The sequence below is a fragment of the Halosimplex rarum genome (assembly GCF_047715405.1).
In the GTDB taxonomy this organism is placed as follows: Archaea; Halobacteriota; Halobacteria; order Halobacteriales; family Haloarculaceae; genus Halosimplex; species Halosimplex rarum.
Genome location: NZ_CP180412.1, coordinates 4,260,244 through 4,286,512 on the forward strand (window position 1 = coordinate 4,260,244; position 26,269 = coordinate 4,286,512).

Sequence of the window (26,269 nt, forward strand, 5' to 3'; positions counted from 1 at the left end):
CTGCGTCAGAACTCCCCAGTGACGATATCGGCGACCCGCTGGCGGTCGAACAGCTGTTCCTCGGCGGGGACCTCGCCCAGGCCCGTCCACTCGCCGAACGCTTCGGGGTAGATCTGTTTGGCCGCGACCTCCGTCTGGAAGAGGTTGATGATCGGCCCCTGGACGTTCTTGCCTCCGCGGTACACCCGGTCGTTCTGGACGGCCGTGAGTTGGCTCCCGAGATCGCTTTCGGCCATCACGTCGACGACCCTGGTCTGGAAGTCCTCGATCGAATCGGTGTAGCCGAAGGCGTTGTGCGCGACGAGGACGTCCGGGTCGGCCTGGACCAGGGTCTCGTAGTTGACTTCCCCGTCCGAGTACACGCCCGCCTGTTCCCAGACGTTGCCGACGCCGAGGTCCCGGTACTGCTTTTTCGCCATCCCCGGCTGCGTCGGATCGTTGAGCCAGAACACGCCGGAGCCGACGTACTGTTCGCCCGGGACGAGGTACGCTAAACCCACGGTTGGGCGCTCTTCGGCGGGAGGGAGCCGTTCGGCGATCGTCGCGAGGAGTTCCTCGTGAACGGTCGCCAGCGCCTCGTATCGCTCCCGCTCTCGAAACGCGGCGGCGACCTTCTCGAAGGCCTCGTAGAGGGTGTAGTGCGGGTAGTTCGGCCCGATCGAGTCTTGCGGACGGCGGATGAAGCTCCCCAGCCAGGGGGCGACGTTCGTCGCGAGTTCCGAGATGTCCGCCTCGTCGAACCCGAAGTAGCTCTTCGCGTTGTTCGGGTCGATCAGGTGCAGGTCGGCGTCGATGTCGTAGAAGATCTCCTTGTCGTACTCGCCCTCCTGCCGGAGCGGCGTGATCCGCTCGGGATCGACCGAGACGTCCGGGAGCTGTGCGAGCATGTTCGCCGGGAGGCTCTGGGTGTCCTGCATCCCCACGAGCGCGTCGCCTCGGCCGAGCGCGATCAGCATGTCGGCGTAGTCCGCCCGATAGACGACGACCGACTCCGGCACCGACTCGAAGGTGACCTGCGTCCGCGGTTTCATCTCGACCGTCCACGACGCCCGTTCGGTCGCCGTCTCGGCGTCCGTCGGCGTCGACGTGGTTGTTTCGACCGTCGACTCAATAGTCGGTTCCGGCGTGGCAGTCGGGTCCGGCGTCGCCGTCGGTGTCTCGGCATCGGTCGACCCGCCGTCGCCGTCCGATCCGCTGTCGGCCACACAGCCAGCCAGCAGTCCGCCGCCGATGACTGCGCCGCCGTACGTCAGGTAGTCGCGCCGCGTCGGTGCGTCCGCGTCGTCGGCATTGTCTGCCATGGGTTTAGGGTTGCCTAAAACATACTTAGGGGTTCCGAATTTTTGGCGAGCCAAAAACTGCGCGGATCAGCGGGGCGCGCCACGGCGCGGACGCATCGGCAGGCCCTGGCCGGGGCGGTCGATCCCGCAGTGGGGCACTCACCGTCGGTTTTCTCTCGGCCGTTCGGCTCCAGCGCGTCGGCGATCGCGCCAGTCTCACAGATGACCTCGATCGAGGCCGCCCCCGTCACGAACCGCGTCACCGCTTCACAGGGACCTTTGGACGGTTTTGCCACAAGCGCTTTTCACCAATCCGGCCACGTCCCGGACGGAGACACACACGATGAAACGCACCGTCGCGATGCTGGCGATGCTGGTCGTATCGGCGATCGCGCCCGTCACGGCACTGGCCGGGACGGCCGATCAACAGGCCTACGCGGGGAGTCACGTCGCCTTCGACGCGGGGAGCAACGCCGTTGTCGACTACCGGGTCGACGGCGAACAGACGATCGATTCGGTCCGCGTCCAGTCCCAGTCCGCGGCCGACTCGTCGCTCGGACTGGGCGGATCGGTCGACCTCGACGCCGCAGCGAACATCGTCGGCGCGGCCCTCTCGATCGACGCCAGGACCGACGCGAGCGCGTCGATAGCGACCGAGAGCGGCGCGAGCATCGAGGCCCACGACAACGGCCACGGCTCGCTGGTCGTCGCGGCCGACGACTCCGCGCAGTACGTCGCGCTGAACGTCAGCGGCGACGCGGAGCGGGCCGACGAGAAGCGCGTCGTCTACGAGACCGACGGCGGCGCGAAAGCGACCGCGATGGTGGTCGGCGAGGGGAACGTCTCCGTGACCGACTCCGGCAACCTCACCGCGGCGGTCGAAGAGGACAGCCGCCTCGTCGTCCGCAGCTACACCGGGTCCCGCACCGACGCCGACGAGAGCGAAGAGCGCATGGTCGTCAACGAGACGGCGGCCGCCAGCGTCTACGTGATGCAGCAGGGCGACGCGACGGTCACCGACACGGTCACGTACGGCCGGAACACGACCGTCGCGGTCGAAGAGCGCGCGGAGGGCCGCGTCAACATGACGGTCAGCCGGACCGCCCACGAGGGGCGCGTCGTCATCGCGCAGGTCTCGAACCAGACGTTCGAGTCCGCCGAGGACGTGCAGGTGGCCGTCGACGGCGAGGCCGCGGCCAGCGCCTCGTCGTACGCGGAACTCCGCCGAGCGGCAGCGGGCGGCGACACCTCGAAGTACATGGTCCGCCAGTCCGGCGACGCCTCGGCGTCCGCCGACGCGACGGTCCTCGTCGGGGTCAACCACTTCTCGACGCGGACGGTGACGATGACCGACGACGCAGACGACGACACGACGGACACGCCCGCTGGCACTGACTCGACCGCTGCCGACGATTCGTCGGACGGCGGCGCGGACGACGCCGATGCGGACGACGGCGACGCCTCCGACGGTGAGTCCGACGACGCGGCGACCACGTCGGGTGACGGCCCCGGCTTCGGTGGTGCGGCCGCGCTGCTCGCGCTGACCGCAGTCGCGGGTCTCGCCGTGGCCCGGCGACGTTGAGGGATGCGTCGCGCGTCCGAGACCGCTCCGGACAGTGACCCGCGATGGAGCTGGTGATGTGCATCGAGTGCGGGTCCTTCACGCCGGCCGTCCCCGGTGAGGTCCGTCGGCCGATCGCCGACGAGTGCCCGAACTGCGGGAGCGGCGCGTTCAGGGACACCGACGCCGGCCGAGACGTTCGAATCGACTGACTGGTTCCACGAGACTTATTACGGCCTGACGGGACCTCGGCGGTAACTGGGTGCTCCAGAATGAGCGATACTCGGGTTCGCCCCGTCGCCGCGACCGCGGTACTGGCCGTCGTACTCGCGAGTCTGCTCGGCACCGGCCCGATCGGTTTCGCCGGTGGCGCGTCGGTCGATACGGACCGTGCGAGCGGCGCGAGTCCGCTGGTCGGGCCGGCCGCTTCGACGGCGGGAACCGACGTCCTCGGCAATCTGAGCGAGACTACCACGGCGACGCCCACGCCGACCGCGACGCCGTCGGCTGGGACGAACGCGACGCCCACGCCGACGCCGGACGGTTCGCTGTCAGACGCGATCAGCACCGCGACCGAGAACACGACCGAAACGGTCTCGAACACCACGGACTCGGTGGCGAATACGACCGAGGACACGACAGACTCGACGACCGAGACCACGGACGCTGTCACGAACACGACGGAGAACGCGACTGAATCGACGGTCGAGACGACGGAGAACACGACCGATTCGGTGACCGAGACGACCGAGAACACGACGGAGGATCTGACCGACGCCACCGAGGAGACGGTCGAGAACACGACCGACTCGGTGACGAACACCACTGAGACGGTCACGAACACCACGGAGGATCTCACCAACGCGACCGAGAACGGCACGTCACAGATCGTCGATGAAACCGACGATCTCGTCGACGCGAACCTGACGGCGACCGCCTCCGTCGACGGGGAAGCGACGGTCGGTGCGAACGCGACCGTCGGTCTCGACGGATCTGTCGGACTCGGGAGTGCGGAGACCTCCACGACGCCGGCCACAGCAGTCCCGTCCGAACCGGAACCGGCGTCAGCGACGGCTGCCAGCGGTCAGTCGACCGCCGATTCCGACGCGGCGACGACATCGGGCGCCCCCGCCGCGAACCGCGGCGAGGGAGGTACCAGCGGTGATTCGTCGCTCCCCGCGTCCGGAGGGGCGGCCGCCGGTGGCGCGCTCGTGGTCGTCGGCGTGACCGCGGCGGCGGCCTCGAAACACGTCGCCGCGAACACCGCCGCCGCGCAGGGCAGCGAACTCACGTGGCTCGCTCGGGCGACCCGGCTCAAGGCCCACGGGGCCGTCGACGCGCTTCGAGGACAACTCGCTCGCCTGCCGCGCGTGATCGTTCCGCCGGGGTACAGCCGCCACGACGACTCCGACCCGCTCGAACACGAGACCCGGCGCGACCTCTTCGAGACCGTCGAGCGCTCGCCGGGAGTCAACCTGTCGACGCTCGCCGAGGGGTGCGACGCGTCGCTGTCGACCGTGCGCCACCACCTCCGCATCCTCGAAGAAGAGCGCCTGCTCGTCAGCGAGCGCATCCGCGGCCAGCGCCGGTACTTCCCCGGCAACGAATCCGACCCGGCGCTGCTCGCCGCGCTCGACGACACCGCGACCGAGCCCATCCTCCGGACGCTCGCCCGGTCGGGGCCGGCCTCCGTGAGCGACCTCGCCGACGCGCTCGGTCGCGACCCGAGCACCATCTCTCACCACGTCTCGCGGCTGGAAGACGACGGGCTGGTCGAGCGCGAGCGCGACGGGCGGTCGGTCCAGAACAGTCTCGCGCCCGCCGCAGAACGGGTCCTGACTCAGTCGGGAACGGTGAGCGGGCAGCAGCGCCCGCTCGCGACGGAGTGACGGGCGAGCGGCACGCGCTCGGCCCCCCTCGGTCGGTTGCGGTTCCGCCGAACGTTGTGGACCGTCGCGGAACGATTCGGTCGGCTCGCTCGCCGTCTCACTCGCTCGCCGTCGACTCGAGTTCGGCGTCGGGATATCGGCCGTCTATCCGCCGAGCGCGTTCGAGAATCCGTTCGTCGTCGACGTGGTCGAGCAGTCGCTCCTGTGCGCGCTCGTGGCGGCGCTCGATCGCCTCGTCGTCGATGTACGTCTCGAAGACGCGGTCGATCTCCGTCGCTCTGATCTCGGCGAGTTCGTCGGGATCGAAGTCGTGGCCGTCGGGCAACCGGTCGTCGAACCACTCGCGCCAGCGGTCACGGTCGCGCCCCTCGTCGTCCAGTTCGGCCGACTGGCGGACCCAGTCGTGGTGGTCGGCGAACTCGGACGGGATGCCGAGGTCGAGTCGAACGTCCCGGATGAGCGTCCGCGCGGTCTGCGCACCGCGTCCCGCCGCGACGATCGCCTGCTCGTCCGCGTCGGACGGCGTCGCGACGTAGAGCCCATCGACCGGCGTCGATCCGTCTGCGTCGGGATACTCGTCGTCGAAGTGCTCGTGCTCCTCGTCGCCGTGGTCGTGGATCGCGACCATCTCCTCGCCACCGAGCGGCCAGAGGTACTCGCCGTCGTAGCGCGTCGCGGCGACCACCCGCTCGGCCGTGACCGGCTCACCCTCCTGGGGTTCGACGACGAATCCCCCGGCGCCCGCCGCGTCTGTCCCGTCCGCCGCGTCCGATCGGTCGACTCGCTCGACGGACTCGACGAGATCGTCGCGGATCTCGCAGCCGGCTTCCTCGACGTGGTCGTGAATCAGGTCGTAGAACGTCTCGATGTCGATCCCCTCGGGGAAGCCGAGGTAGTTCTCCAGGTGGGCACAGCGCTGTATCGACGAGCGCCCGCGGTCGAAGACGAGCGTGTCGAGGCCGTAGCGGGCGGTGAACACGGCCGCCGACGCGCCCGCCGGCCCGCCGCCGACGACGACCACGTCGCGGTCGAACGCACTCCCGCGTGATTCGATCGCGTCGTCGCTCATGCTCAGAACTCCCCGGTGACGACGTCCGCGACCCGCTGGTGGTCGAACAGCTGCGCCTCCTCGTCGAGCAGCGTCTCGATCCCGTTCCACTCGCCGAAGCGCTCGGGGTAGAACTGCTTGGCCGCGACCTCCGTCTGGAGGAGGTTGACGACCGGTCCCTGGTAGGACGTGCCGCCGCGGTAGAGGCGGTCTTCGGTCACCGCGGTGAGTTGCTTGCCGACGTCGTCGGCCCGCAACGTGTCCATGCGCGACTCGAATTCCGCGGCCGAGACGTGCGAGAGCCCGTAGGTGAACACGAGCGCGTCCGGGTCGACCTCCAGGAGCTGCTCGTAGTCCCAGTTCGCGTAGCTGCCCTCCATGTGCGGCGCGAAGGCGTCGCCGATACCGAGATCGCGGTACTGCTTCTTACCGTTCCCGTCCCCGATCGGGTAGGCGTGGAACGACCCCGACTCGAAGTCCGAGAACGTCGAGACCAGGCCGATCTCCGGGCGGTCGGCTTCGGCGGGGAGCTTCGATCGCACCCGGGCGAGGAAGTCGTCGTGGACTGCCTTGATCGCCTCGTAGCGCTCGCGCTCCTGGAACACCGCGGCGATCTTCTCGAAGGCCTCGTACAGCGAGTAGTACTCGTAGTCGTGCCACTCCTGCCCGTTCCGGCGGATGTAGTTGCCGACGACCGGCCCGACGCTGTCGGCGACTTCGTCGAAGTCCTCCGCCGCTAGCCCGTCGTGTTTCAGGCCCACGAAGTTCGGGTCGAGCAGGTGCACGTCGCAGTCGAGTTCGTAGAACGTCTCGGTGTCGAAACTGCTCGCGTCGTAGAGCTGTTCGACGTCGTCGAAGGAGACGTCGACGCCGGGCAGGGTGTCGTACAGCGCGTCCGGCCAGGTGTCCCTGTACACCAGCGCTTCCAGCCCGTCGAGCTGGCCGAGAGCAATTCCCATGTCTCCGTACGTGCTGTAGTAGGCCATCCATCGGTCGGGGACCGACTCGAACTCGACGGTGCCGGCCGGCGCCATCGTCACCGAGTACGACTCGGATTCGGACGTCCCCGTCTCGGTCACTCTGCCCGACTCCGTCACGGCCTCGTCGGGCGTGGCGGGGTCCGCGGTGTCGGCGGGCGTCCCTGACTCCGTCGCCGTGTCGGCGGGCGTCGATTGCGGGTCGTTCTCGCCCGCACAGCCCGCGAGCAGGCCGCCGCCGGTGATCGCGCAGCCGTATCGCAGATACGCTCTCCGCCCCAGTTCGTCTCCGCCGTCTGAATCCTGCGCCATGGTTTAGGCTAGCCTAAATAATATAAAGGAGTTCCGAAACGTTGGCTCGTGGAACAGGTCGGTGTGTCGATGGGATCAGCGTGAGCGTTCGATACGTCCGAACGCTGGACGTTCACGGGTCTCCGGTCGGTCGTCGCCCGGTGCCGAGTACTCGATGGTAGACTACCGATATCAGACGCGCAGTCTGGATCAGTCGTCGTCCTCGATCGCGACGTTCGGCGAGATCCGCGGTCCGGAGGGGCCGTGGTCGACCGTCGCGTCGACGCGGAACACGTCTGCCAGCAGTTCCTCGGTCACCACGTCGGTCGGCGGGCCCCAGTCGTACATCTCGCCGTCGCGCATGGCGATGAGGTTGTCCGCGAACCGCGCGGCCTGCGCGATGTCGTGGAGGACGACACCGACCGTGACGTCTCGCTCGCGGTTGAGCGTCTGCACGACGTCCATCACGCGGAGCTGGTGGTGCAGGTCGAGGAACGTCGTCGGTTCGTCGAGCAAGAGCACGTCCGTGTCCTGGGCGAGCACCATCGCGATCCACGCGAGTTGCTTCTGCCCGCCGCTGAGGTTGCGCAGTTCCTGATTCCGGAGGTGGTCGACGCCGGCCAGGTCGATCGCCCGATCGACGGCGTCGTTGTCCTCCTCGGTGACGGACTCGAAGAACCCGCGATGCGGGTAGCGGCCGTGGTAGACGAGGTCCTCGACGGTCAGGCTCCCCGGTGACTCGTTCTCCTGAGAGAGCAGGCCGAGCCGTCGGGCGAGTTGCTTCGAGTCGAGCGACTGGACCTGCTCACCGTCGAGCAGCACGTGGCCGCCTTCGGGCGCGAGCTGGTCCGCCATCGCCTTCAGCAGCGTGCTCTTCCCGCTGCCGTTGGGGCCGACGAGCGCCGTGACCTCACCGCGCGGAACGACGACCGTTTCGCACTCCACGACCGGCTCGGTCGTCGTCGGATAGCCGATAGCCAGGTCTTCGCCGACGAGTTCGCTGGCCGCGTCGTCCGAGTCAGTGACGGCGCTCGCGCGGTCGGCTTGGTCGTCCATCGCGTTCTCGTCCGATGCTCCGGGGCGCTCGCGTGAAGACTCCTCGGATACGGACTGGTGGTCTGCCATCAGTGCTCTCCCCTCTCCGTTCGGGACCCCACGCAGGTTCTCCGAGCCGACCCGGTCTCGGCATCGCGTTCCATGGGTTTAGGCTAGCCAAAAATACATAAAGAGATTCCGGAATTTTGGCGGGGTCGACAGCCGCTGATGTCGCGGTGAGCCCTGGGCGCCGCGATGGGTCGGCAGTATCCTGTGAACGAGACCTGAGGAGGGATCTATTTATCCATCAGCACGGGGATCCACCAGACGCGACTGCGGCCGCCGGCCTTCTTGCTCGTCACGTCGGTCTCCGCCTGTAGGTCGTGGAGTCTGTTGAGTGCTGTTCTGCGGGAACACCCCAACTCATCGGCCACCTCGCTCGCCGTCAGCGGCTCGGCGTAGTCCTCACGGTCGCGGAACACCTCGATGACGTCCGACTCGGTGTATTCCGTCTCGCGGCCGGGTTCGACCATAGCGAGTGTTCGGGCTTGTCGGACTTATGGGTTCCCACGAGGGAACCTCTCGGCGACGAAATCGGGTGTAACGCCACCGTAGCTGTGGTTCTTCTGCCGAGGGCTCTCTGCTCCGTCGTCGGCGATCTGCTTTAGTGTGCTCCGAACCGCTTCGTCGTCAAAATCTGCCAGTCCCTCGATCACGGCCTTCCGGATCGATTCCTCCTTCGAAAAGCCGAGAGGCTCGAACAGGGCATTACGGACGTCGCCGGTGTCCTCGTCCAGCGGATCGATCGGCAAAAAGAGTTGCTCGACACCGTCGTCACGGACGTCGCCTATGAGTCACACTCTCGTTCTCTCTGCTCCCATATCCGCGTCCCGTCGTCGTCGCGGCCGGCATAGACGTATTTATCCATCGACGTGTCTGCGTCGCAGGGCGACTCGGTGGCCTCGATCACGATCTGCTCGGGGTGGCGCTTGCACGAGAGGGAGAATTTGATGTCCCCAGTCGTTCCGGTAATGTCGCCCAACGTCGTCGAATTAATCTGCTCGCCCTGTTGGTCGTACGCGACGACGGACACGTTGTGAAACGTCCGCCACCCGTCCGGTCCCTGTGACCTGACAGCGACGGCTCCGGATACTTGCTTTGTCTCGTTGGCCGTCTCGACGCGGAGTCGCTGGAACGAGATGCTCCGCATGCGACTCCAGCGTTCGCAGCCAGCCGTCCATGTCGCAGCGGCTACGGCCGCCGTTTTTATAACCCACCGTCTCGGTTCTGGTTGCTCAATCACGAGTAGGGATATCGTCTGTGTCTATTGTCGATATCTCTTCGATGCTGAAGGCATAGAACCCATCGATGCTTCGTGGTCCTGTCGCCATGACACTCCACTCGTCGCTAGTCGTCTGACCGAAACGAACCCGCTCTGGTGTCTGGTCCGTCCCGCCGCCTATCCCGATACCGTAGCAGTCTCCGCCGCTGTAACACTCTGCGATTGCTCCGACTTTGTCGTCTGCGTATCCCGTACCGAGTGTATGCCCGACCTCCTCCATGAGCACAGCGTACGCGTCGTCGGCTCCTGACGTGGAGTTGACGAAGATAACCGCACCATATGGGACACCGAAGGCGGGGTTCCGTTCTATGGCCGTGATCATCGCTGGTGAACCTGTATGACCCGCCACTCCTGGCGTACCACTAGTCACAAAGGTGTCATGTGGGGCGAACTTCGGGATTTCAGTGAGCGGGTCATTATACTCGTTCATGAACTGAAGATGAAGCGTCGAGCTGTCGTTGTGGAACTCGCTCTCGATCCGCGATAGCTCGTTCGCGTTGAAGCTATCCGGTGTGATGTCACCCGTCGTCGGGTCGTATTTACACGCCACATCGCTCGGTGACCGACAGACAGTACGGAGGGTGGATTTCGACAGTTCGTCACTTGTCGAGAACTGCAATTTGACTCCATACAGACGATAATTCTCGCGAGTCAATTCGAGAACGGATTCGCCCTGATTATTCGTGATCTGACGTGGATCTTTCCCGCTCAGATAGTCAACTTCGATTTCAAGTGAGGGGTCCGGTACCTCTGTGTCGGTCGTCGGGTCCGTCTTCCACTGCAATTCGCCGACGTGAACGTTCGAGTGTTCGTCAACGCCGTCGTCGTCGACATCTGCGCCGCCTGCAGATGGGGCCTCCGTTATGTCGTGGATCTTGATCTGTTCTTGCAGGATCTCATCACCCTGAATACCGTTCCCTGATTGCAGATATTCCCGATAAAGAACGTGATTCTCGGCATACGGGATTCCACGACCGTAATCGTAGCTGACGTTGTAGACGCCGATCCAGCCGTCCCAGTACCCGTCGCCGTCTGAATCCGGGGTGGTCGGGTCTAATCCGAACCTGGGGACGGTCTCGTCCCGTTCGATAATTTTCAGTCGTTCGACCGCGCTGGGCCTGCCCGGTTGGCCATACGACTCGACGACAGTCGTTCCTTTGAGTTCCTGGCCGTCGGTGAGTCCGTCGTCGTCGGTGTCCGGGTCCCACGGATCGGTCTCGTAGTGGGCATATCGCGGACCAGAGGGATCGGGTCCGCGCGGATTCGGTGGGACGCTATCGCGGACTTCTTGCCGATTCGAGAGCCACGTATCAGTTCGCTCCGTCCCGTCGAGCGCTATGAATGCGATGTGCGAGAGTTGGGACTCGCCATCGACCGTCACGAAGTCGAAGTCGTCGCTCCCGTCATCGAGCGATTCGATCCGCTGAGAGAGGTCATCTTTCCCTTCGGACGGCGCCAAGAGACCGAGTGTCCGGGCTTCAGCGGCATCTCCTGCGCTGTTACTGAAGAAGGATTCGAGCAATTCCCGGTGGCGTTCGGTTAGGCCGTACGTGACCGTCGCCTGTGGGTCGGTGTGCGTTTTTCGTTTCTCCTGTGCGTCGTTCAGCCCGTCGCCGTCCGTATCGGGAGTGCTCGGGTCAGAACTCACTGTCAGCGATCCGTTCTGGTTGGTGCTGGTAGCGGCCCAGCGGTACGCACTGCCGCTGCGGTTGACCGTCGCGATCGTCCAAGTCCCGTTTTCGACCTGGTCGGTTAGTCCGTCATTATCGGTATCTACATTGCCCGCCGCGGGGTTGCTCGACCATCGATACCCCGTTTCGAGCGCCCGGCTGTTCGGCGGTTCCTGGGTAAGCCGAGCGTCGAGATTAACCTCCTCGCCGTCTTCGAGTCCGTCGCCGTCGGTGTCCGCGTCGAACGGGTCAAGCGTGATGTTGGGGCCGTTCGCCAGCGGGATACCCTTCACTTCGCGGAAGTCGGGGATGCCGTCACCGTCGGAGTCGCGTGTGACGACGCCCTCGGTGGCCTGCTCGAAGTCGATGAAGTGCGCGCGCATCCAGGAGTTGTCACCGCTGGTGTGACGCGCGTCCGCTCGGAGCGAGACGGTGACCGTCTCGCCGGCGTGTTCGGTGACGTTCACTCGGCGAACGACCGTCCTGGTTTTCGAACTGGTGTCGGAGTCGCTCTCCAGCCGATAGATATCCGTCTCGCCGTCCCCGGAGTCGATCGAGAGGACCGCCGCCGCGTGCGACCAGGAGCTCTGGATGTGGGCCGTGACTTTCACCTTCACGAACAGCGGCCCCTCCTCGGGGAGCGTGGTCGTCCGATTGAGGAATCGTTCGCGATTGGTCTTCTCCCAGACACGGATAGCGTCCTGATCCGATTCGATCTCGCAGCCGCCATCGGCGGGCTGGTCCTTGTAACCGTCGTCGCGCGGCTCGACGTAACAGGTCCAGTTGCTCGCCCCGATCGACGACGGCATCGACTCGAACGTCCAGTTGGCGATGCGCTCGCTCGTCGAGCCGTCGGGTCGCAACGAGAGGATGTCGTTGCGGTGCTGGAGGTACTCTAGCCACTCCTGGTCGTCGAAGACCGTGTACGTCGAGAAATGCTCGGTCGTCGCGGTGACCGTGTTCGAATCGGGATCGACCGTCGAATCGACGTGCTCGTAGCGCTGGGCGCTCTCGTTGAACCGATAGATCGAGAGGTTGCCCTCGCTACTCCCGACGCGCGATTCGTCGTACGCGATGGTGATGTTCGCCCGCGAGAAGTTCGCTCGCGATTCGAACTCGACGAACGGGGCGACCGAAGCGTTGGGCGTGTACTCGTCCTGATAGCGGACGTGGATCGGCGCCTCCACGGTCGTATGGGCGGCGACGTTGCCCTCGCCAGTGATGTCGACGGTCGCACCGAGCGACTCGTTCCCGGTCGTGGTAGTGTAGGTCTCGTTGCCGTCGAGGACACCGTCACCGTCGGTGTCGGGGTCGACCGGGTCTGTATCGAACGGCGCCGTCGGCTCGTTGCTGTCGAGCAGGCCGTCGTCGTCGGTGTCCGGACTCAGCGGGTCCGTTCCGTTGGCCAGTTCGGCGGCGTCGTCGATGCCGTCTCGGTCAGTGTCGGCGACCGTCGGTTGCGTGCCTCGTTCGAACTCCGCAGCGTTAGTCAATCCGTCACCGTCGGGATCTTCGGCGCCGTCGACAACTCCGTCGTCGTCGGTGTCCGCGACGAGCGGGTCGGTATCCGTGATGAACTCCTCGCGATCGGCGAGCCCGTCGTCGTCGGTGTCCGCGGCGAGCGGGTTAGTTCCGCGTTCGAGTTCGTACAACGTTCCCAGCCCGTCGCCATCGAAGTCCTCGCGCCCATCGATCACGCCGTTGCCGCTCTCCTCGCTCCCGGTCTCTGCGGAGTCGCTGTCCGGGTCGAGCGGGTCAGTTCCGAGTCGGGCTTCCATCGACTCGTTTAGCCCATCGCCATCGAGGCGGAGCGTCGCGTTGGCAGTCGTTTTGCCGTCGTTCCCGAGAGCGGTCACGGTAACGTGGTGCCCTCCCTCGGCGAGTGGGGCCCGCAGTCCGACCGGCAGACTCCGATTGGCCGTGACCACCAGCCTGGAGAGATTCCGCTCGACGCGCTGGTTTCCATCGACGAATACCCGTGCGGAGTCGAGCGCGACCGGACCGTCCGCCGAGATATTTACGACGATGGTCCGGTTTATCGTTCCGTTCCCCTCGCGGACGGGGTCGCTGTCGGTCAGCACTGACACGTCGACCGATCCGTTGAACACCGGCGCGGATTCATTCCGCTCGCCAGGACCATCGGTTTCGTTTCCGCCACCGGAGTCGACGGAGCCGACTGGCATTGTCGCGTTCGTCCGTTCGACCGCTCGCTCGACGACGAAGTGCGCCTGTCGCCAGGACTGTCGCAGTTGCCGAATCGAACTCGCGCGCAGTCGGATCGCGCGTCGTCCGTCCGCGTCTCTGGCCCGGTCCATCGTCCGTTCGGCGCGGTCGTAGGTCCGTTCGGCGTTCCGGAGGTGCGCCTCCATGCTCCGGACGATTCCGGTGTTGTCGATGTCGTCGCGCGATTCGTTCAACAGCCGCCGCGCGTCGACCAGCTCCTGATACGCCGACTCGTTGTCGATACGGAGTACTTGGTCAGCGAGAGCCGTCGCGTCCGCTTCGGCCTCGGTCCCGGCGAACGCGGTCAGCGCCTGCACACCGATGGCGTCGTGGTTGAAAAGCTTCGACGACGATGCCCTGATCGGTCCGCGATAGTGTTGTCGTGATTTGTTGAACCGGTCGTGTGCGCGGTCACGCGCCGATTCGTGGCGCCGCTTCGGCGCGTCGAGTTCGTCCGTATCCTCGACGGCCTGCGCTTTGAGCGCTCGGGGCGTCTCCCCGACACTCTCGTTGCCAGCCGCGCCGGCTGTATCGATTGCCACGGCCGGTATGAACGTTGCAGTCACCAGGAAGAAGGCAGCTACCACTGCCCCCACCTTACCCATTGAACCCATGATAATTCTGAATCATAGTCACCATATATATTTGTTACTAAATAACATGTACCTGGTACTCATTCTTCGCTGGGCGAGTATCTCTCCGAATCGAGACCTCGTTCGGGCTGTGGGAGCCCGTCAAACAAATCTCGCTATCGTACACACCCATCGATAGCCCACCCAGTCTCCGTTCCGGGATCTAAATCCGTCTCTCGCCGAACGTCACTGGCGATACCCGCTACTGCAGACGCCGATCAGCGAGTGACAACTGAACCACAAAAATCGATTTCAGAGAATCGTTATGACGCCGTCGTCCGTCCGAAGCAATGCACATGCCAGAAACATCCGATCCCGAGCTGCCACCGCTCCCGTACGACTACGACGCCCTCGAACCGCACGTTAGCGAGCAGGTGCTGACGTGGCATCACGACACCCACCATCAGGGGTACGTCAACGGCCTCGCCTCGGCCGAAGAGACGCTCGCGGAGAACCGTGAGTCGGGCGATTATTCGTCGACTGCGGGCGCGCTGGGCAACGTCACCCACAACGGCTGTGGGCACTATCTGCACACGCTGTTCTGGGAGAACATGGCCCCGAACGGCGGCGGCGAGCCCGACGGCGAGCTGGCCGACCGAATCGAAGAGGACTTCGGCTCTTACGAAGGCTGGAAGGGCGAGTTCGAGGCCGCCGCGTCCGCTGCCGGTGGCTGGGCGCTACTGGTCTACGACCCCGTCGCCAAGCAGTTGCGCAACGTCGCGGTCGACAAGCACGACCAGGGCGCGCTGTGGGGCGCACACCCCGTCCTCGCGCTGGACGTCTGGGAACACTCCTACTACTACGACTACGGTCCCGACCGCGGCAGCTTCATCGACGCCTTCTTCGAAGTCGTCGACTGGGACGAGGTCGCCGACCAGTACGACACCATCGTCTCGCGTATCGAAGGCTGAGGTCGCCTCTCGGTGGGTATTTTCGGTCTTTCTCGATGTGAACAGCTAGCCTTCATTCGATCCGAGATTCCCCTGAGGTCGTAGCAAACGACGAGGACAGAAGTGTCGGGATTTACGGATGAAGGGTCCGACTGATCGGTCGTGCCGGCTGAACTGACGCCCGACTTTCCGTTATTTCTCGGTGGGATGCTCGCGGGTATCTGTGGCGCTGTCGCTGCGCTCATTTACATTGTTGCACTCCCAGGGTCGCCCGCGGTTGCGCTGGCCTACGGGTTCGGCGCACTCGGGCTAACCTTCTTGTCGATAGGTGCTGTCGCCGCTGCTGGTCTCTGGCTGTGGGGTCAGACCTGACTTGTCGAGATCTACTGCCGCCGAGTTCGTGGATCTGTTTGTCGCATTCGTTCTGGACGACCAGATACCCATGCGTCCACGCTGTGACCGTTTCCGACTCGACAATTCTCGTTGGATCGAGTATTATACACTATATGACGTTTCTGGCTAGAGGATCTGGATTCTGTCTCGATCTTGGAGTCATCTATTCCGCACTGTCAAAATTGCTAGGTTATGAATTAGTCTGTCACCAGGACCGATTTATCTGATCGGCAACGGCGATAATCTACCGGATGGGCCAAAATAGACAGATTGGGTAGATAATTTCAGCAGCTGTTTTTCCAGGTTCATCAGTAGCGGTCATCGGTCTTACCCCTCTGATTGGCCTGCTTTACTCACGAATTGATCCCAATCCCGATGTGATAGGTGAAAACGCTATAATCTCTCGAGAAACCCGGGTGTACCTGTCGATCATACTCAGTGAGCCACCGCTAGTATATCGTTAGTTGACGAGTGATCGCGACTAGATTCGGCCGTCGACGGGGCGTTCGAACGCAGTGGGAAGTCAATCGGGCTGAGACCGGTGAAATGCCGGGTCTGAGAAGACTCCAGGGGAACACAATAGCCGAAATATACGATAGATGGGGTGTCGCATACACTGCGTGAGAGCGTCGCTGTTGCAGATTATGGCCGATTCAGAGGTGTCGGGAAACAGACGGACTGACATATTTCGCGGAGTACTTCGATACACTGAATCGCGGGAGAGATACCTATCGAAGGGTGAATTCGCCGGTATTCGCCCATCCACCAACCACGCTGTACGTGTCCTGCACCCCCCATCTCTAGTTGCGTTTCCCCCTGGGAACTCACTATGTAGCGGGGAACTGGCCGAGATGTACATGCCGAATACGCCGATATGATACGGGTGTACCGTCCAAATACCCCTTCTTGGCGCCGTATGGGAATTGTGCGACGCGTTTCGACGACTGGACCGAACGCCGACTCCACCAGGGTACAGGTGGTTCTGCGCCCCCCGACTGCCAGCCCAACAGCTAAAATCAATCTGACTAGTGACACAAAAACGTCACCACGACGCTGCTGTCGAGACTTGAGTCTCAGCGAACTGCTACGGCGAATCGTGGTAAAATAAACAAAACTCTTACATTATGGGCCGAAGAACTTTCCCGCCGACCGCTGGCTCGCAACTCACATACGGAAACTTATACGAGGGTGATAGAAGCCAGTCCCGCGGCCTGGTCTCAGTCCCTCGGGCATGGCCCCAACGTCTCGGTCGCTCCGCTGCCTACAGGAGCTCGTCGCGCATCTGCTTCAGTGTACAGATGTCCGTAAAGCCGGGCTGGTCGATCCGGAACGAGCGGGTCGGTGTCGTGTCGGCGTAGGTCTTCTCGACGCGGGGCTCGCCATCGAGCGGGTCGTTGAGCGCGGCGAGAATTTCGTGGGCGTCGTCGGTCGTCATCGTGAGCCAGATCGCCTCCTCGGGGTCACAGGCGGCCATCTTGTCGTAGTCCGCGGGCACCGCCCGGCGAGTGTCGTGATTGATGCGTTCGACCTCGACGGCGACGACGATATCGCCGTTCTCGTCGAGGGCAACGACGTCGAGTCGGTGACGCTCAAAGTCGTCGGCTGCGTCGTCCACGTCCTCGTCGTCGCCGAAGAAAGCATCAGCGTCGATCGACCCTTCTTTGAGGTCGTAGTAGGGGCGGGCAGTCACTGCCGCGGAGTCGGGGTCGTTCACGAACTCACGAGTGAGCCAGCGGAGGGCGACTTCGATACCCATCACGTGCTCGGCCGACTCGTCGAGATCGCCTTTCCCATGGCCAAACGCCACGCCGTGCCGGTGCGATTCCTGGATCACTGCCCGGCCGTCCGGCGTGACCGAATAGAGCCGGTGAGGATGTTTCGTGTCTTCGCGGACGAGCCCATCGTCGATGAGCTGGGTGACGTCGTCAGTGTCGACACCGGCGTACTCCTTGATTCGGTCCATCGAATCGTAGACGATGTCATACTCTGGGTGGTCATATACCCGCTGTTCGACGTTGTAGACGGCCTGCATGAAACAGAGCTGTCGAGGCGAGTACGCCGCGTCCACGATCTCCTCAGGTGAGAGCTTGAGGTTCAGCTCGCAGATAGGGAAATCGTCCAGGTCGACGTCGGCCATCGAGTGACAGCAGTCGATCGCCTGCATCATGCCCTGGGCGCTGGCGTTGTAGCGGTTGTCACAGCCCTCACAGCGGATCGCATGAGCGCTCTCGTCGTAGTCGACGCACTCGGGCAGCCGCTTCGTGTAGGGCAGCAGCGTATCGACGCGCGGTAACGCGTCGGCGTCGACATCTTCGTCGGTGGTGCCGAACTCGTGGTCGACGGTACTGGGTTCCCCGATTTCGATGCCCGCTTGCTCGCGGGTCCGGTCCTGCAACGCTTCCACGGCGTCCTCGAAGGCACGTCGGTCCCGGCCGACGAGCATGTCGTCGCTCGCGGGGTGGCCAGGCGGGGCGGGCAGGGACTCGCCGAGGAACGGACGGACTGACGGTTCGCCGAAGCCCGCGCCAGGGCGGACGAGCCACTCACCGCGACGCAGCGCGCCGAGGCGGCGCTCGACCTCACTCGGGGACATATCCCCCGTCGCGAGGACGTCGGGCAGGTGGCGGTCGACAGCGACGTTGCCGACGACGAACGTCGCGGTCTCGTTGAGCGCCTCACGATACGTGTTGTTCGCCGGGTCCGGCGAGTCCAGCTGTTCGAGGAACTGGACACCCAACGTTACGGAGAGGTCGAAGCTCCGCCCCTGGGCGAGCAGCGTATCCACCAGCTCGGTGTCGGCGACATCTTTCGCCTCTTCGAGGTAGAGGTTGACCTGTGGGGTGTCCGCGTCACTGGGCGTCCGCTCTTCGCGGGCTTTGAGTGCCGTCCAGAGGTTCGACAGGAGCACGAGCGTGAGCGTCCGCTTGATCCGCGTCTCCATCCCGCCGAAGTCGAAGATGACCACTGTGTCTTCGTCGACGACTTCGGTGAAGTCGAAGCGGGCGTCGTCGCCTTCGGGGACGTGGTCGAACAGCGGGGCCAGGCGGGCGTCGGTCGCGATGGTCTCGACGCGAGAGATGGCCCCGCCCAGCACCTTCGTGAAGACCTCGCGGTCGCGTTCGAGGAGTCCCGAGAAGTACGACTCGAAGGTCGGGTCGGACACGGAGGGTGGCGTCTCGTTGCCCTGTGTGCGCTGGAGGGCGTCGTAGAGTTTCGAGTGGGTGAAGGCGTCGGATCCGTGGACCGGGTCGTACAGCGCCCGCAGGTGATTCCGGATGACTCGCGGCGACTCGGTCGCGTCGTCGTACTGTCCCGCGGGCATCGCCCCCCGCAAGATTTCTTCGTAGTGGCCGGTCTTCCGCGAGCGGGCTTCCTCGCGGGGTAGCCCCGCGTCGAGCAGCGGGCCGATGTCGAAAAAGGAGAACGCGGGGAGGACGCTGGTGAGGTCAAAATAGAGGACGTCGTTGAGGTTGCCCTGTGTCCGGTAGTGGGCCTGCAGGTACTCCTGGGCGGTGCCCCCGCCCTTGTAGTCGAAGAGGATGTCCGGGCCGTCCGTGGCATCGAGGTTCGACAGCATCGCACCGATCGTGAGGACGGACTTGCCCGACCCGGTGTCACCGACGATCACCTGGTGGCGGGGTTGGTTTGCCGGTGGGAGCACCAGCGGGTCGTCGACGGGCTGGTAGTCGCTCGTCAGCGGGCGGACGAGTGCCATGCCCGGTGGGTCGTAGCGCTGGAGTTTGCCGGGAGGTGGGAGCGCGATGCCAGTGCGCTCGCTGTGGCGGATCCCGACGGCCCGTTGGCCGGTCGGGGTGAGCGCGCCTCCATCGAGCAGGCCCACGCCCGGGAGTTCGTCTGGAGCGACGACGAGTCCCGGACTGGTGAAGGTGCGTCGGATGCGGTTCCAGGTACGCTGGTAGGAGACGGGGTCGTGCACGCGGTCGCACAGCGCCGCGAAGCACTCCGTGCCTGGGCCGTCGCCGGCGTCCCCGTCCGTCTCGATTGTTCCCTCGACGTGATGGAACGGACCATCGAGCGGGCTGAGTGCCGAGGCGAGGCTCTCGGCGATATTCGTCGGTGGGCGCCCGGTCTCGTCGGGGAAGACGACGGCACGAGCAGTCACTTGGAACGTCCGGTGGGTGTCGCGCTCGTCGAGGCCGTCGAGTCGTTCCTGGTCACTGGCCGGGGGTTCGTAGGCGCGGTCTTCCTCGACCGGCCGCGGGAACAGCGCCTCCCTGAGTTTGCCACCCAGCGACGCCGTCCCGGTTTCGAGCGCGAGTTCGTACTCTTCGACGGCCGGTGTGATGTCGCGGTACGGTCGACAGAGCACCTGGTAGACGACCGGGACGTCGGCGTCGCGCATCGTCTCGACGAGCGTTGTGAGCGGGAGACGGTGGGTGTCGTCGGTGGTTGCGTAACTGTCACTCGTGAGGTCGCTGAGCGGCGTCAGCGGCGTCTGCCAGTCACAGGGGCGCTCGGCGTGGCCGTGGAAGTCGATGCCGGCCAGCGGTGGACTGTCCGCGTCTATCGACGAGGTGTACTCCGTGTCCGCCGTGTAGAGTTCGGTCAGGTCCGTGGTCGGTGCGAGACTCGCGATGTCGTTGGGGTGCCACGCGACCGTCTGGAGTTCGTAGGTGTTGGGGAGCGCCGTCCGGAGGATCCGTTCGAGTTCGTCGTGGCGCTCCTCGTCGGTGATCCCGACCAGATAGCGGATGGCCGTATCCTCGTTGCCGTCGGCGACCAGGATCCACTCGACGCTCGGCTGGGTTGTGTTGCCTCGGAGTTTGTCTCGGACGCGTGTCTGGGTCGCCCGTTCGAGTGTGGAGTGGAGTTGGTCCATCGCTTGTCCGACGGCCCGTGGTGAGAGTGGTGTGTCCGTCGGGCGGATTTCGACGTAGGTGCGGGGTTCGGGTGTGTCCCTGTCGTCGGCTAGGCTTGGGTCAGTTTCTTCGACGGGGACCGGAAGCGGCCGCGGTGGGCGTGTGTCTGGCTCGGGTTTGGACGGTGCTGCCGATTCTGTAGCGTCTCGTTCACTCGCCATCTTTGGGAGGGCGTCTGGCTGCTGGATTCTGTAGACCTGTCAACAGCTACGTTGGCCTATTCATATCTATTCATTGTACCTTACGGATCGCGATGGTGTTGTGGCGTCCGAACGCCCCCGCGCGCTCGTACCGCCGCGCCTCGCTGCGCTCCAGTGGGTGCTTACGTCGGCGGGGCGGCGACGAGCGCGCGGCCCCGTTCGATTGCCCGCCCGGTGTGGGTTATCGCGCGAATTGCGGCTGATGTCCCCGTCGGTGCGTGTTTTGGCGACAAATCTCGGCATTGAGGAAGCCGTCTACTCGGGATGGACGACAGTCCTACAGTCGGGACACTCGGCGTAGCACTTTGCGCCGTCGTCGGTCTCGTATTCGACCAGTACGTGGACGTCGTACAGAGCCGCCCCGCATTCATCGCAGCGTCCGATTCGGTCGGGACTCTGTTGCATTTGGATCACCCAAAGGGGAACGGGTGCGTGTGACACCCGGGAGGACTGAATCCTCTACCAGCCCGATCGGCCGGTTTGCACTTAATGGTCCGCTGAGCGGGGTGAAAGTAGAACTCCCGTACGGGGATGCTCCTCACAGCACTGGATATTGCTGAATTTGTAGAAATTGCTGAGGTACATGCTGGAGAGTGGAGTTGTCACTAGACTCGTGGCGTAGGGGAATCAATCCACGACGACCCTCTTGTGACACCTGAGACGGGTCATCCCTCTTCGAAATGAAGCGGTGGCCCCAGTAGGACTATGAAAGAGTGGCCGGATAGCGACGGTATGATTCCCGGATTCGTGAAACTCGGTATCCTGGTGATTTTCTTCCAGGTGCTGGGTATCGCCGGTTTCTACGGATATCTTCGGTGGCAGCATCCTGCGGCGGACGCCGGCTCAGTGACGCGTGTAGAGTGGATTCTGGCCGGTGGTGTCGGTTTGCTCACGCTTGGACAGCTTGTTGGGCTCGGGGCTGTCGGCTCCCTGCGGACTGTCCCGTTGCTCTCGTTGCGACAAGCGATGGTCGTTCAGAATGTCAGTCTTCTTGGGGCGTTTGCTGGGTACGGTATCGTCGTCATTGGATTCGTCCTGTATAGTCGGGATAGCGCCTGAACTGGATTCTCTATAGCGCGATTGTGCTGTCCAGTGAGACTCACTCCGATAGTGGTGCGGGGTCAGGTTTCGGCTCGATTGAGGAGATCAGCATACCGGTAGGCGTGCCCACAACCGTTGCAGTACACCATCGGCCCGGCTTGGTCGACGAGGCCATCGTGCTGCTCTGGACATAGTCGCTCGTTCAACTGACTGTCTGTCGTGACTGCCGCGTGGTCACTACTCGGCATGCTCGATCCTCCGACAGTAGTCGGCGGCCGCTGCGGCGGCGTTCGATCCCGTGCCTTCGACGTCGACGCCACCCTGCGTGACGATCCACTCGTCGTCGCCTCGCTGTTCGAGTAAGAGCGTCGTCATGTGTCTGCGCGTGTGACCAGTATCGGTCGTCTCATCGAGAGTCGAACTCATAGATTCTCGAACGGTGCAATAGGTAATAGACGCCAGCCAACACCGAAGCGAAACTGGATCTACTTTCACTGTCGCCGATTTCGATGGAGGAACCGCGTTTAACGGACCTGCTTCGCGGCGCGATTAGGTCTACAGATAGTCGATTTCGTATTCCAGGATCCGATCTTGTGGAACAATACGCTAATTATCAAGGCCAGTGTTACATAAGATAGCTCACATCGGGCTCGTTCTGTCATCAGAGGTTTCGACCCAACTGGGGCATCCCGAAACCTATTGCTACAGGTGCGCCGGAATCATAACCATCCGACTCTCTTCCTTGCTGAGTCAGTGATCTAGGTCCCAGCCATTATAGTGATCAGATAGTAACATTGGGCCATGTACTGGGGGCAGATTTCTCTCGCTGCCGGGATCGCGCTCGGGTCTACGTACTATCTTTCTGAGCGCGGATTCAGTCTGGTGACAGCGATACTCCTCGGTATCTGTGTCTATACTGGAATTCGTTGGGTGATTGCCTGGCTATATCGAATCCGCTACTGGCACACTCGAGGAACGCGTGGAATCTACGATGAGCAGTGTCCGAATTGCGACGCCTATCGATATCGACAGGGGGGCGATTGGATATTGCGGTGTCATCGTTGCGGATGGAAGCCTGGCTGGCCGGTCGTTCGATGGTTTACCCGATCTGTACCGCTGCTACAACTCAAACGAACGGTCGTTGGCCCGAAACTCTTCGTCGCCGTTGTTTCGCTTGCATTGATCGCTTCAGGGGCAACCGCGGGGCTTGGGGTTGGTAGTCTAAACTCCACATTCACGGGCGTTGCTTCGGATAATGGAATCAAATCCACACCAGAAATAACGACGACAGGCCCCAAACCGACCGAGACATCACATCCTCATCAGACAGACACAGAATCCACGAATTCTGAGTTGAATCGCACGAAAATCGAATATCGGGTCCATCAGTACATCAACAAGGAACGGCGCCAACGGTCTCTCTCAATCCTACAGTTTGACACCGACCTTCGAGAGATCGCCCGCTATCATAGTCGTGATATGGCCGTCTCTGGATATTTTTCCCATACTGCTCCAGGCGGGGAAACAATGGGAGATCGATACGAGAAATTCGGGTACTCGTGCCGCGTTGATACTGGGGGGAATCGATACGCCACAGGCGCCGAGAATATTGCGTACACGTACGCTTATACGACAATTCAGGGAGAAGATGGTTACAAGTCGTTTGACGGAAACGAAACGAAGATCGCGAAGGGACTCGTCACCCAATGGATGAACTCGAAGGGACACCGAGAGAACATCCTAACCTCGTACTGGGACGACGAAGGAATAGGGGTCTACGTCCGTGAAGTCGAAGGGAAAACCAGAGTTTATGCGACACAGAATTTCTGTTAGTCCTACGCGATTCTGTTAATCTCGATCAATCCAAGCCACGAATCCATTTGCCACCTCTATTCGAGAACCCACAACCGAATAGTCATGCATGCTCAAAGACTTCGCCGTCGCCGATATCGAGTTCGTCTTCGAGTTCTTCGAGCAGTGACTCACCTTCGGCGTGTAACTCCTGGGCACGTTCGAGCGACACTTCTCCGTCTTCGAGCTGTGCGATGATCGTTTCGAGACGGTCGGTCTTCGCTGCGATCGACTCGTCTTTCGGGGTGGCTGTGTCGTCGGTCATAGGTTCAGTAATAGAAGTGCGAGCGTGAGCAGGAACAGGGCGAGCAGGACGGCGATGAGCGCTCGCTGACGCCGCGTCGTATGCTGGTAAGACTCGACGGCGTCGGCCTTCTCCTGTTCGTGTGCTTTCTGCTGTTCGAGCGTCTCGTAGGCGTGATCGAGCCGGCTGGACAGATCGGCGAGTTCGTCGGTGACGTGCCGATCGTAGGCGCTGTCCAGCTGGTCTTGCAAACCGTCGAGGCGGTCCCGCACCGTCCGGGCATAGGCCTGATCGAATTCCGTGGACAGTTCTTCGAGGTCGTTCTGCAGGTCGTCTTTCCGTGGGACGATCTGGCCGACTTCGGTTGGCGTCATCACGCGCTGGTCGGCCACCTCGTCGATCAGGGTGTGGTCGTTCTCGTGCCCAATGGCGCTGACGGCCGGTGCGGTCGTTCGGTGGACGACCCGACAGAGCGGTGTCTCGTTGAACACGCGGAGGTGCTTGTCGGCACCCCCACCCCGTGTGCAGACGATCACATCGACCTCCGGATCGTCGTCGAGCGCGCTGACGGCGTTCATGAGCGACATGAGCGCGTCGTCACCCTGGACGGTCGTGTCGTGGACCACGATGTCGAGATCGGAATGGCGGTCGTGGATGCTCGTTACCGCGTCCTCCCGGGCGTCGCTGTCGGCGCTCGTGGCGATGCCGATCCGCGTCGGAAACTCCGGGAGTGACTGTTTGGTTTCCTCCTCGAGCAGGCCGTCCTGTTCGAGCGCCTGTCTGTTCTGTTCGTAGACTTGCTGGTAGGTGCCATCGCCGACCGGGACGACCTGCCGGACGATGAGCGAAACCTGGCCTTCGCTCTCGTAGTACGAGAGGTCGCCCTTCACGGCGACCTGCGTGCCGTCCTCGATATCGTCGGCGACGTGGTCGAGTCGCGAGGCGAAGACGACGCAGTGGATGTCGATCTTCCAGACGCGCATCTTGTACTTGACGAAGGGTTCCGCGCCACCCGGCACTGAGTCGGACTCACATTCAAATAGCAGAACGGGACCAACCACCCTCGGGATGATAATTCAAACTACAGATCTCCGACCACGGGTTTGTTTTTTTGCGCCGGCGAAGGGTGCCGGCGCTCCTGTCGGGGACTCCGGTAACCAGAGGTGAGTATCCAACAGTATGATTGAAGACATCGACCGCGACGTGTTCGTGCGAATCCAGACCGACCTGCTGGTGGTTGGAGACTGCATCATGACAGATAGACACCACGCCTCAAACGGGAACTACGAGGATGATGACCCGCAAAACCAGATTGGTGGCATCATCCCTGCGTTTCCACTCTCCGGGTGGCTCCGGCACGGGATGGAGGAAATCGTTCAGGAGCGTGGCGGCACTGTCTGCCATCCTGGTGAGGCCAACGCGAACTTCAAGAAGGACGATATCTACGAGCGCGATCTCGATGACGGCTACCACGAGAAAGGCGCGTGTACCGACGACCCGAAAGAAGACGACGGTTGTGTGGTTTTCGACCTCTTCGGCGGCTTTGGTGGCATTCCCGGCAAGGTGATGCGGCGTCCGATCAAGTTCAACCCTGTCCGTTCCAGCGTGGACTACACACGCGGACAAGCCGAAGGCCACTACCGCCGACTGAACCGAAACGTCGTTTCTCGAAACGCAGATGACAACCGGGAGCCGTTGCGGAACGCAGAGGTAGACGCAGTGGCGAATCTCGACGGCTGTTGGCAGCTCTCCTTTCGTGAGGTGAAACCCGAGTTTGTCGCACTGCTGAATGAAGCAATCGAATATCTCAACGAAAACAAGACCGACTTCATGCATCAACTCGGCGGTGCACGGAACTTCGGCGCGGGGATCGTCGATTGCCACCTCATCAATCCGCTCTATAACGAGCGCGAACTGAAGCGCGTCTTCGACCGCAGGAAAGCCAACTCCAATAAAATGGACGAAAAGGACGACCAGTGGATCGAGGAGTACAACCCGGCATTCGTGGAGGCGCTGGAGGAGCGGGTTGAGGAGTAATGACTGGTTCCAGAAATCACATTCTCATCAAAAGCTACCGCCACGACGCCCACAAGATGACTGGCCAGTCACACAATCACGCCCCAGAGATGTTTGCGGACGTTCCTGTGAACCAGACGGTTCCACACGGCGCGGACGGAGATGCGTCCGCGCTCAGTCGGCCCAACGGCCAACCGGAGCAGACAGTGGAGAACCACGAGACGCACTATCGGCTATCGCTCATCGAAGGTAAAAGTCGATATGACCTCGAGGAGTTCACGAGGAACGGCATGGAGGGCGCCGTGCGCACCCTCTTGACCGAAGACGACCCGAAGACCATGCATCGGTTATGGCTGGAGAGCGACGCCGCCTCGGCGTTCAACGAGAGCGTCTACTACCCGTACACCTCGCTGAAGTACCATACCCTGCTCGTGGCGGCCCTACTCGACAATTACCGTCGCGGTCACGAGTTCGCCGATCTCTTCCTGGTAGTGGACCCCGCTGGCGAGATCGTGCCCCACCGGACGGTTTACGCGGGCGAAGAATTCACGCTCCGAATCGATAAAGACGCCGATGGACGGCCATCTTCACGTCTCGGGAGTCAGCCGTGGCGGTCGTGGGCCTCCACGTGGAGTCGGCTGAGTGCACATCCGCTCAACACTGCTCACGACAAATACGATATGGTGCTCGACGCGAACCTTCGCCGGATCCGCGCGTGGTCCACTGCGCTCCAGTATATCGAGGACTTCGAGAACTGGAGCTACCGGCCGAACAAACCGAATGAAGAAATCGCATAATTACACGAT

20 protein-coding genes are annotated in these 26,269 nt (G+C 62.9%); 8 read left to right on the plus strand and 12 right to left on the minus strand.

What is annotated here, in order from left to right; translation table 11 throughout:
- Nucleotides 1–5 precede the first annotated feature (5 nt).
- Entirely contained in the window at nt 6–1,301 is a 1,296-nt protein-coding gene (locus ACMGFH_RS20335) for an ABC transporter substrate-binding protein (protein ID WP_415380434.1), read from the minus strand.
- Nucleotides 1,302–1,623: 322 nt separating this feature from the next.
- Here ACMGFH_RS20335 and ACMGFH_RS20340 point away from each other — a divergent pair, with 322 nt between their 5' ends.
- From ACMGFH_RS20340 to ACMGFH_RS20350, 3 genes are read left to right on the plus strand one after another with little or no spacing between them, the layout of a single operon-like run.
- On the plus strand, nt 1,624–2,862 hold the full coding sequence (locus tag ACMGFH_RS20340; RefSeq protein ID WP_415380435.1) for a hypothetical protein: 1,239 nt from the start codon (nt 1,624–1,626) through the stop codon (nt 2,860–2,862).
- A 44-nt stretch (nt 2,863–2,906) separates the two neighbouring features.
- Nucleotides 2,907–3,053 (plus strand): hypothetical protein, encoded by a 147-nt coding sequence (locus ACMGFH_RS20345; RefSeq protein WP_415380436.1) that lies wholly within the window; start codon nt 2,907–2,909, stop codon nt 3,051–3,053.
- Nucleotides 3,054–3,113: 60 nt separating this feature from the next.
- Nucleotides 3,114–4,730, plus strand: a complete 1,617-nt coding sequence (locus tag ACMGFH_RS20350) for a helix-turn-helix domain-containing protein (RefSeq protein WP_415380437.1) — start codon at nt 3,114–3,116, stop codon at nt 4,728–4,730.
- A 97-nt stretch (nt 4,731–4,827) separates the two neighbouring features.
- Here ACMGFH_RS20350 and ACMGFH_RS20355 read toward each other — a convergent pair whose 3' ends face one another.
- From ACMGFH_RS20355 to ACMGFH_RS20385, 7 genes are all read right to left on the minus strand, one after another.
- Entirely contained in the window at nt 4,828–5,799 is a 972-nt protein-coding gene (locus tag ACMGFH_RS20355; RefSeq protein ID WP_415380438.1) for an FAD-dependent oxidoreductase, read from the minus strand.
- Between the two features lie 2 nt (nt 5,800–5,801).
- Entirely contained in the window at nt 5,802–7,067 is a 1,266-nt protein-coding gene (locus ACMGFH_RS20360; RefSeq protein ID WP_415380439.1) for an ABC transporter substrate-binding protein, read from the minus strand.
- A gap of 189 nt (nt 7,068–7,256) precedes the next feature.
- Nucleotides 7,257–8,102, minus strand: coding sequence for an ABC transporter ATP-binding protein (locus tag ACMGFH_RS20365; protein ID WP_415380440.1), 846 nt, complete (start codon nt 8,100–8,102; stop codon nt 7,257–7,259).
- A 275-nt stretch (nt 8,103–8,377) separates the two neighbouring features.
- Complete coding sequence (locus ACMGFH_RS20370; RefSeq protein ID WP_415380441.1) at nt 8,378–8,614, minus strand: HTH domain-containing protein; 237 nt, start codon at nt 8,612–8,614, stop codon at nt 8,378–8,380.
- A gap of 24 nt (nt 8,615–8,638) precedes the next feature.
- Nucleotides 8,639–8,893, minus strand: coding sequence for a hypothetical protein (locus tag ACMGFH_RS20375; protein ID WP_415380442.1), 255 nt, complete (start codon nt 8,891–8,893; stop codon nt 8,639–8,641).
- Nucleotides 8,894–8,928: 35 nt separating this feature from the next.
- The gene (locus ACMGFH_RS20380) at nt 8,929–9,291 is read right to left on the minus strand and encodes a hypothetical protein (protein WP_415380443.1); all 363 of its coding nucleotides are present in this window, start codon (nt 9,289–9,291) and stop codon (nt 8,929–8,931) included.
- An 85-nt stretch (nt 9,292–9,376) separates the two neighbouring features.
- A complete protein-coding gene (locus ACMGFH_RS20385) occupies nt 9,377–13,858 on the minus strand; it encodes a hypothetical protein (RefSeq protein ID WP_415380444.1) in 4,482 nt (1,493 codons plus the stop codon).
- A 386-nt stretch (nt 13,859–14,244) separates the two neighbouring features.
- Between ACMGFH_RS20385 and sod the strand changes: the two genes are divergently transcribed.
- The gene (sod, locus tag ACMGFH_RS20390; RefSeq protein ID WP_415380445.1) at nt 14,245–14,859 is read left to right on the plus strand and encodes a superoxide dismutase; all 615 of its coding nucleotides are present in this window, start codon (nt 14,245–14,247) and stop codon (nt 14,857–14,859) included.
- Between the two features lie 1,633 nt (nt 14,860–16,492).
- Here sod and ACMGFH_RS20395 read toward each other — a convergent pair.
- Nucleotides 16,493–20,071: an ATP-binding protein gene (locus ACMGFH_RS20395; RefSeq protein WP_415380446.1), complete on the minus strand. Its 3,579-nt coding sequence runs from the start codon at nt 20,069–20,071 to the stop codon at nt 16,493–16,495.
- Between the two features lie 972 nt (nt 20,072–21,043).
- Between ACMGFH_RS20395 and ACMGFH_RS20400 the strand changes: the two genes are divergently transcribed.
- Nucleotides 21,044–21,370, plus strand: a complete 327-nt coding sequence (locus ACMGFH_RS20400) for a hypothetical protein (RefSeq protein ID WP_415380447.1) — start codon at nt 21,044–21,046, stop codon at nt 21,368–21,370.
- Between the two features lie 219 nt (nt 21,371–21,589).
- Here ACMGFH_RS20400 and ACMGFH_RS20405 read toward each other — a convergent pair whose 3' ends face one another.
- The gene (locus ACMGFH_RS20405) at nt 21,590–21,778 is read right to left on the minus strand and encodes a hypothetical protein (RefSeq protein ID WP_415380448.1); all 189 of its coding nucleotides are present in this window, start codon (nt 21,776–21,778) and stop codon (nt 21,590–21,592) included.
- Nucleotides 21,779–22,153: 375 nt separating this feature from the next.
- Here ACMGFH_RS20405 and ACMGFH_RS20410 point away from each other — a divergent pair, with 375 nt between their 5' ends.
- Nucleotides 22,154–23,185, plus strand: a complete 1,032-nt coding sequence (locus tag ACMGFH_RS20410) for a CAP domain-containing protein (protein WP_415380449.1) — start codon at nt 22,154–22,156, stop codon at nt 23,183–23,185.
- A gap of 82 nt (nt 23,186–23,267) precedes the next feature.
- Here ACMGFH_RS20410 and xseB read toward each other — a convergent pair whose 3' ends face one another.
- Nucleotides 23,268–23,468, minus strand: a complete 201-nt coding sequence (gene xseB / locus ACMGFH_RS20415; RefSeq protein WP_415380450.1) for an exodeoxyribonuclease VII small subunit — start codon at nt 23,466–23,468, stop codon at nt 23,268–23,270.
- Nucleotides 23,465–24,466, minus strand: coding sequence for an exodeoxyribonuclease VII large subunit (gene xseA / locus ACMGFH_RS20420; RefSeq protein ID WP_415380451.1), 1,002 nt, complete (start codon nt 24,464–24,466; stop codon nt 23,465–23,467). The genes xseB and xseA overlap by 4 nt, the downstream gene beginning before the upstream one ends.
- A gap of 160 nt (nt 24,467–24,626) precedes the next feature.
- On the opposite strand from xseA, the gene ACMGFH_RS20425 reads away from it, so the two are divergent.
- Nucleotides 24,627–25,484, plus strand: coding sequence for a hypothetical protein (locus ACMGFH_RS20425; protein WP_415380452.1), 858 nt, complete (start codon nt 24,627–24,629; stop codon nt 25,482–25,484).
- Complete coding sequence (locus tag ACMGFH_RS20430) at nt 25,484–26,260, plus strand: hypothetical protein (RefSeq protein ID WP_415380453.1); 777 nt, start codon at nt 25,484–25,486, stop codon at nt 26,258–26,260. The genes ACMGFH_RS20425 and ACMGFH_RS20430 overlap by 1 nt, the downstream gene beginning before the upstream one ends.
- The last annotated feature ends 9 nt before the right edge of the window (nt 26,261–26,269 follow it).

What these genes read in the sequence shown, in the direction of transcription:
- ACMGFH_RS20380 (WP_415380443.1), bottom strand. Translation starts at nt 9,291, where the DNA reads ATGCGGAGCATCTCGTTCCAGCGACTCCGCGTCGAGACGGCCAACGAG.
- ACMGFH_RS20405 (WP_415380448.1), bottom strand. Translation starts at nt 21,778, where the DNA reads ATGAGTTCGACTCTCGATGAGACGACCGATACTGGTCACACGCGCAGA.
- ACMGFH_RS20395 (WP_415380446.1), bottom strand. Translation starts at nt 20,071, where the DNA reads ATGGACCAACTCCACTCCACACTCGAACGGGCGACCCAGACACGCGTC.
- ACMGFH_RS20335 (WP_415380434.1), bottom strand. Translation starts at nt 1,301, where the DNA reads ATGGCAGACAATGCCGACGACGCGGACGCACCGACGCGGCGCGACTAC.
- ACMGFH_RS20360 (WP_415380439.1), bottom strand. Translation starts at nt 7,067, where the DNA reads ATGGCGCAGGATTCAGACGGCGGAGACGAACTGGGGCGGAGAGCGTAT.
- xseB (WP_415380450.1), bottom strand. Translation starts at nt 23,468, where the DNA reads ATGACCGACGACACAGCCACCCCGAAAGACGAGTCGATCGCAGCGAAG.
- ACMGFH_RS20430 (WP_415380453.1), top strand. Translation starts at nt 25,484, where the DNA reads ATGACTGGTTCCAGAAATCACATTCTCATCAAAAGCTACCGCCACGAC.
- ACMGFH_RS20345 (WP_415380436.1), top strand. Translation starts at nt 2,907, where the DNA reads ATGGAGCTGGTGATGTGCATCGAGTGCGGGTCCTTCACGCCGGCCGTC.
- ACMGFH_RS20350 (WP_415380437.1), top strand. Translation starts at nt 3,114, where the DNA reads ATGAGCGATACTCGGGTTCGCCCCGTCGCCGCGACCGCGGTACTGGCC.
- ACMGFH_RS20400 (WP_415380447.1), top strand. Translation starts at nt 21,044, where the DNA reads ATGATTCCCGGATTCGTGAAACTCGGTATCCTGGTGATTTTCTTCCAG.
- ACMGFH_RS20370 (WP_415380441.1), bottom strand. Translation starts at nt 8,614, where the DNA reads ATGGTCGAACCCGGCCGCGAGACGGAATACACCGAGTCGGACGTCATC.
- ACMGFH_RS20355 (WP_415380438.1), bottom strand. Translation starts at nt 5,799, where the DNA reads ATGAGCGACGACGCGATCGAATCACGCGGGAGTGCGTTCGACCGCGAC.
- ACMGFH_RS20365 (WP_415380440.1), bottom strand. Translation starts at nt 8,102, where the DNA reads ATGGACGACCAAGCCGACCGCGCGAGCGCCGTCACTGACTCGGACGAC.
- ACMGFH_RS20340 (WP_415380435.1), top strand. Translation starts at nt 1,624, where the DNA reads ATGAAACGCACCGTCGCGATGCTGGCGATGCTGGTCGTATCGGCGATC.
- ACMGFH_RS20425 (WP_415380452.1), top strand. Translation starts at nt 24,627, where the DNA reads ATGATTGAAGACATCGACCGCGACGTGTTCGTGCGAATCCAGACCGAC.
- ACMGFH_RS20410 (WP_415380449.1), top strand. Translation starts at nt 22,154, where the DNA reads ATGTACTGGGGGCAGATTTCTCTCGCTGCCGGGATCGCGCTCGGGTCT.
- sod (WP_415380445.1), top strand. Translation starts at nt 14,245, where the DNA reads ATGCCAGAAACATCCGATCCCGAGCTGCCACCGCTCCCGTACGACTAC.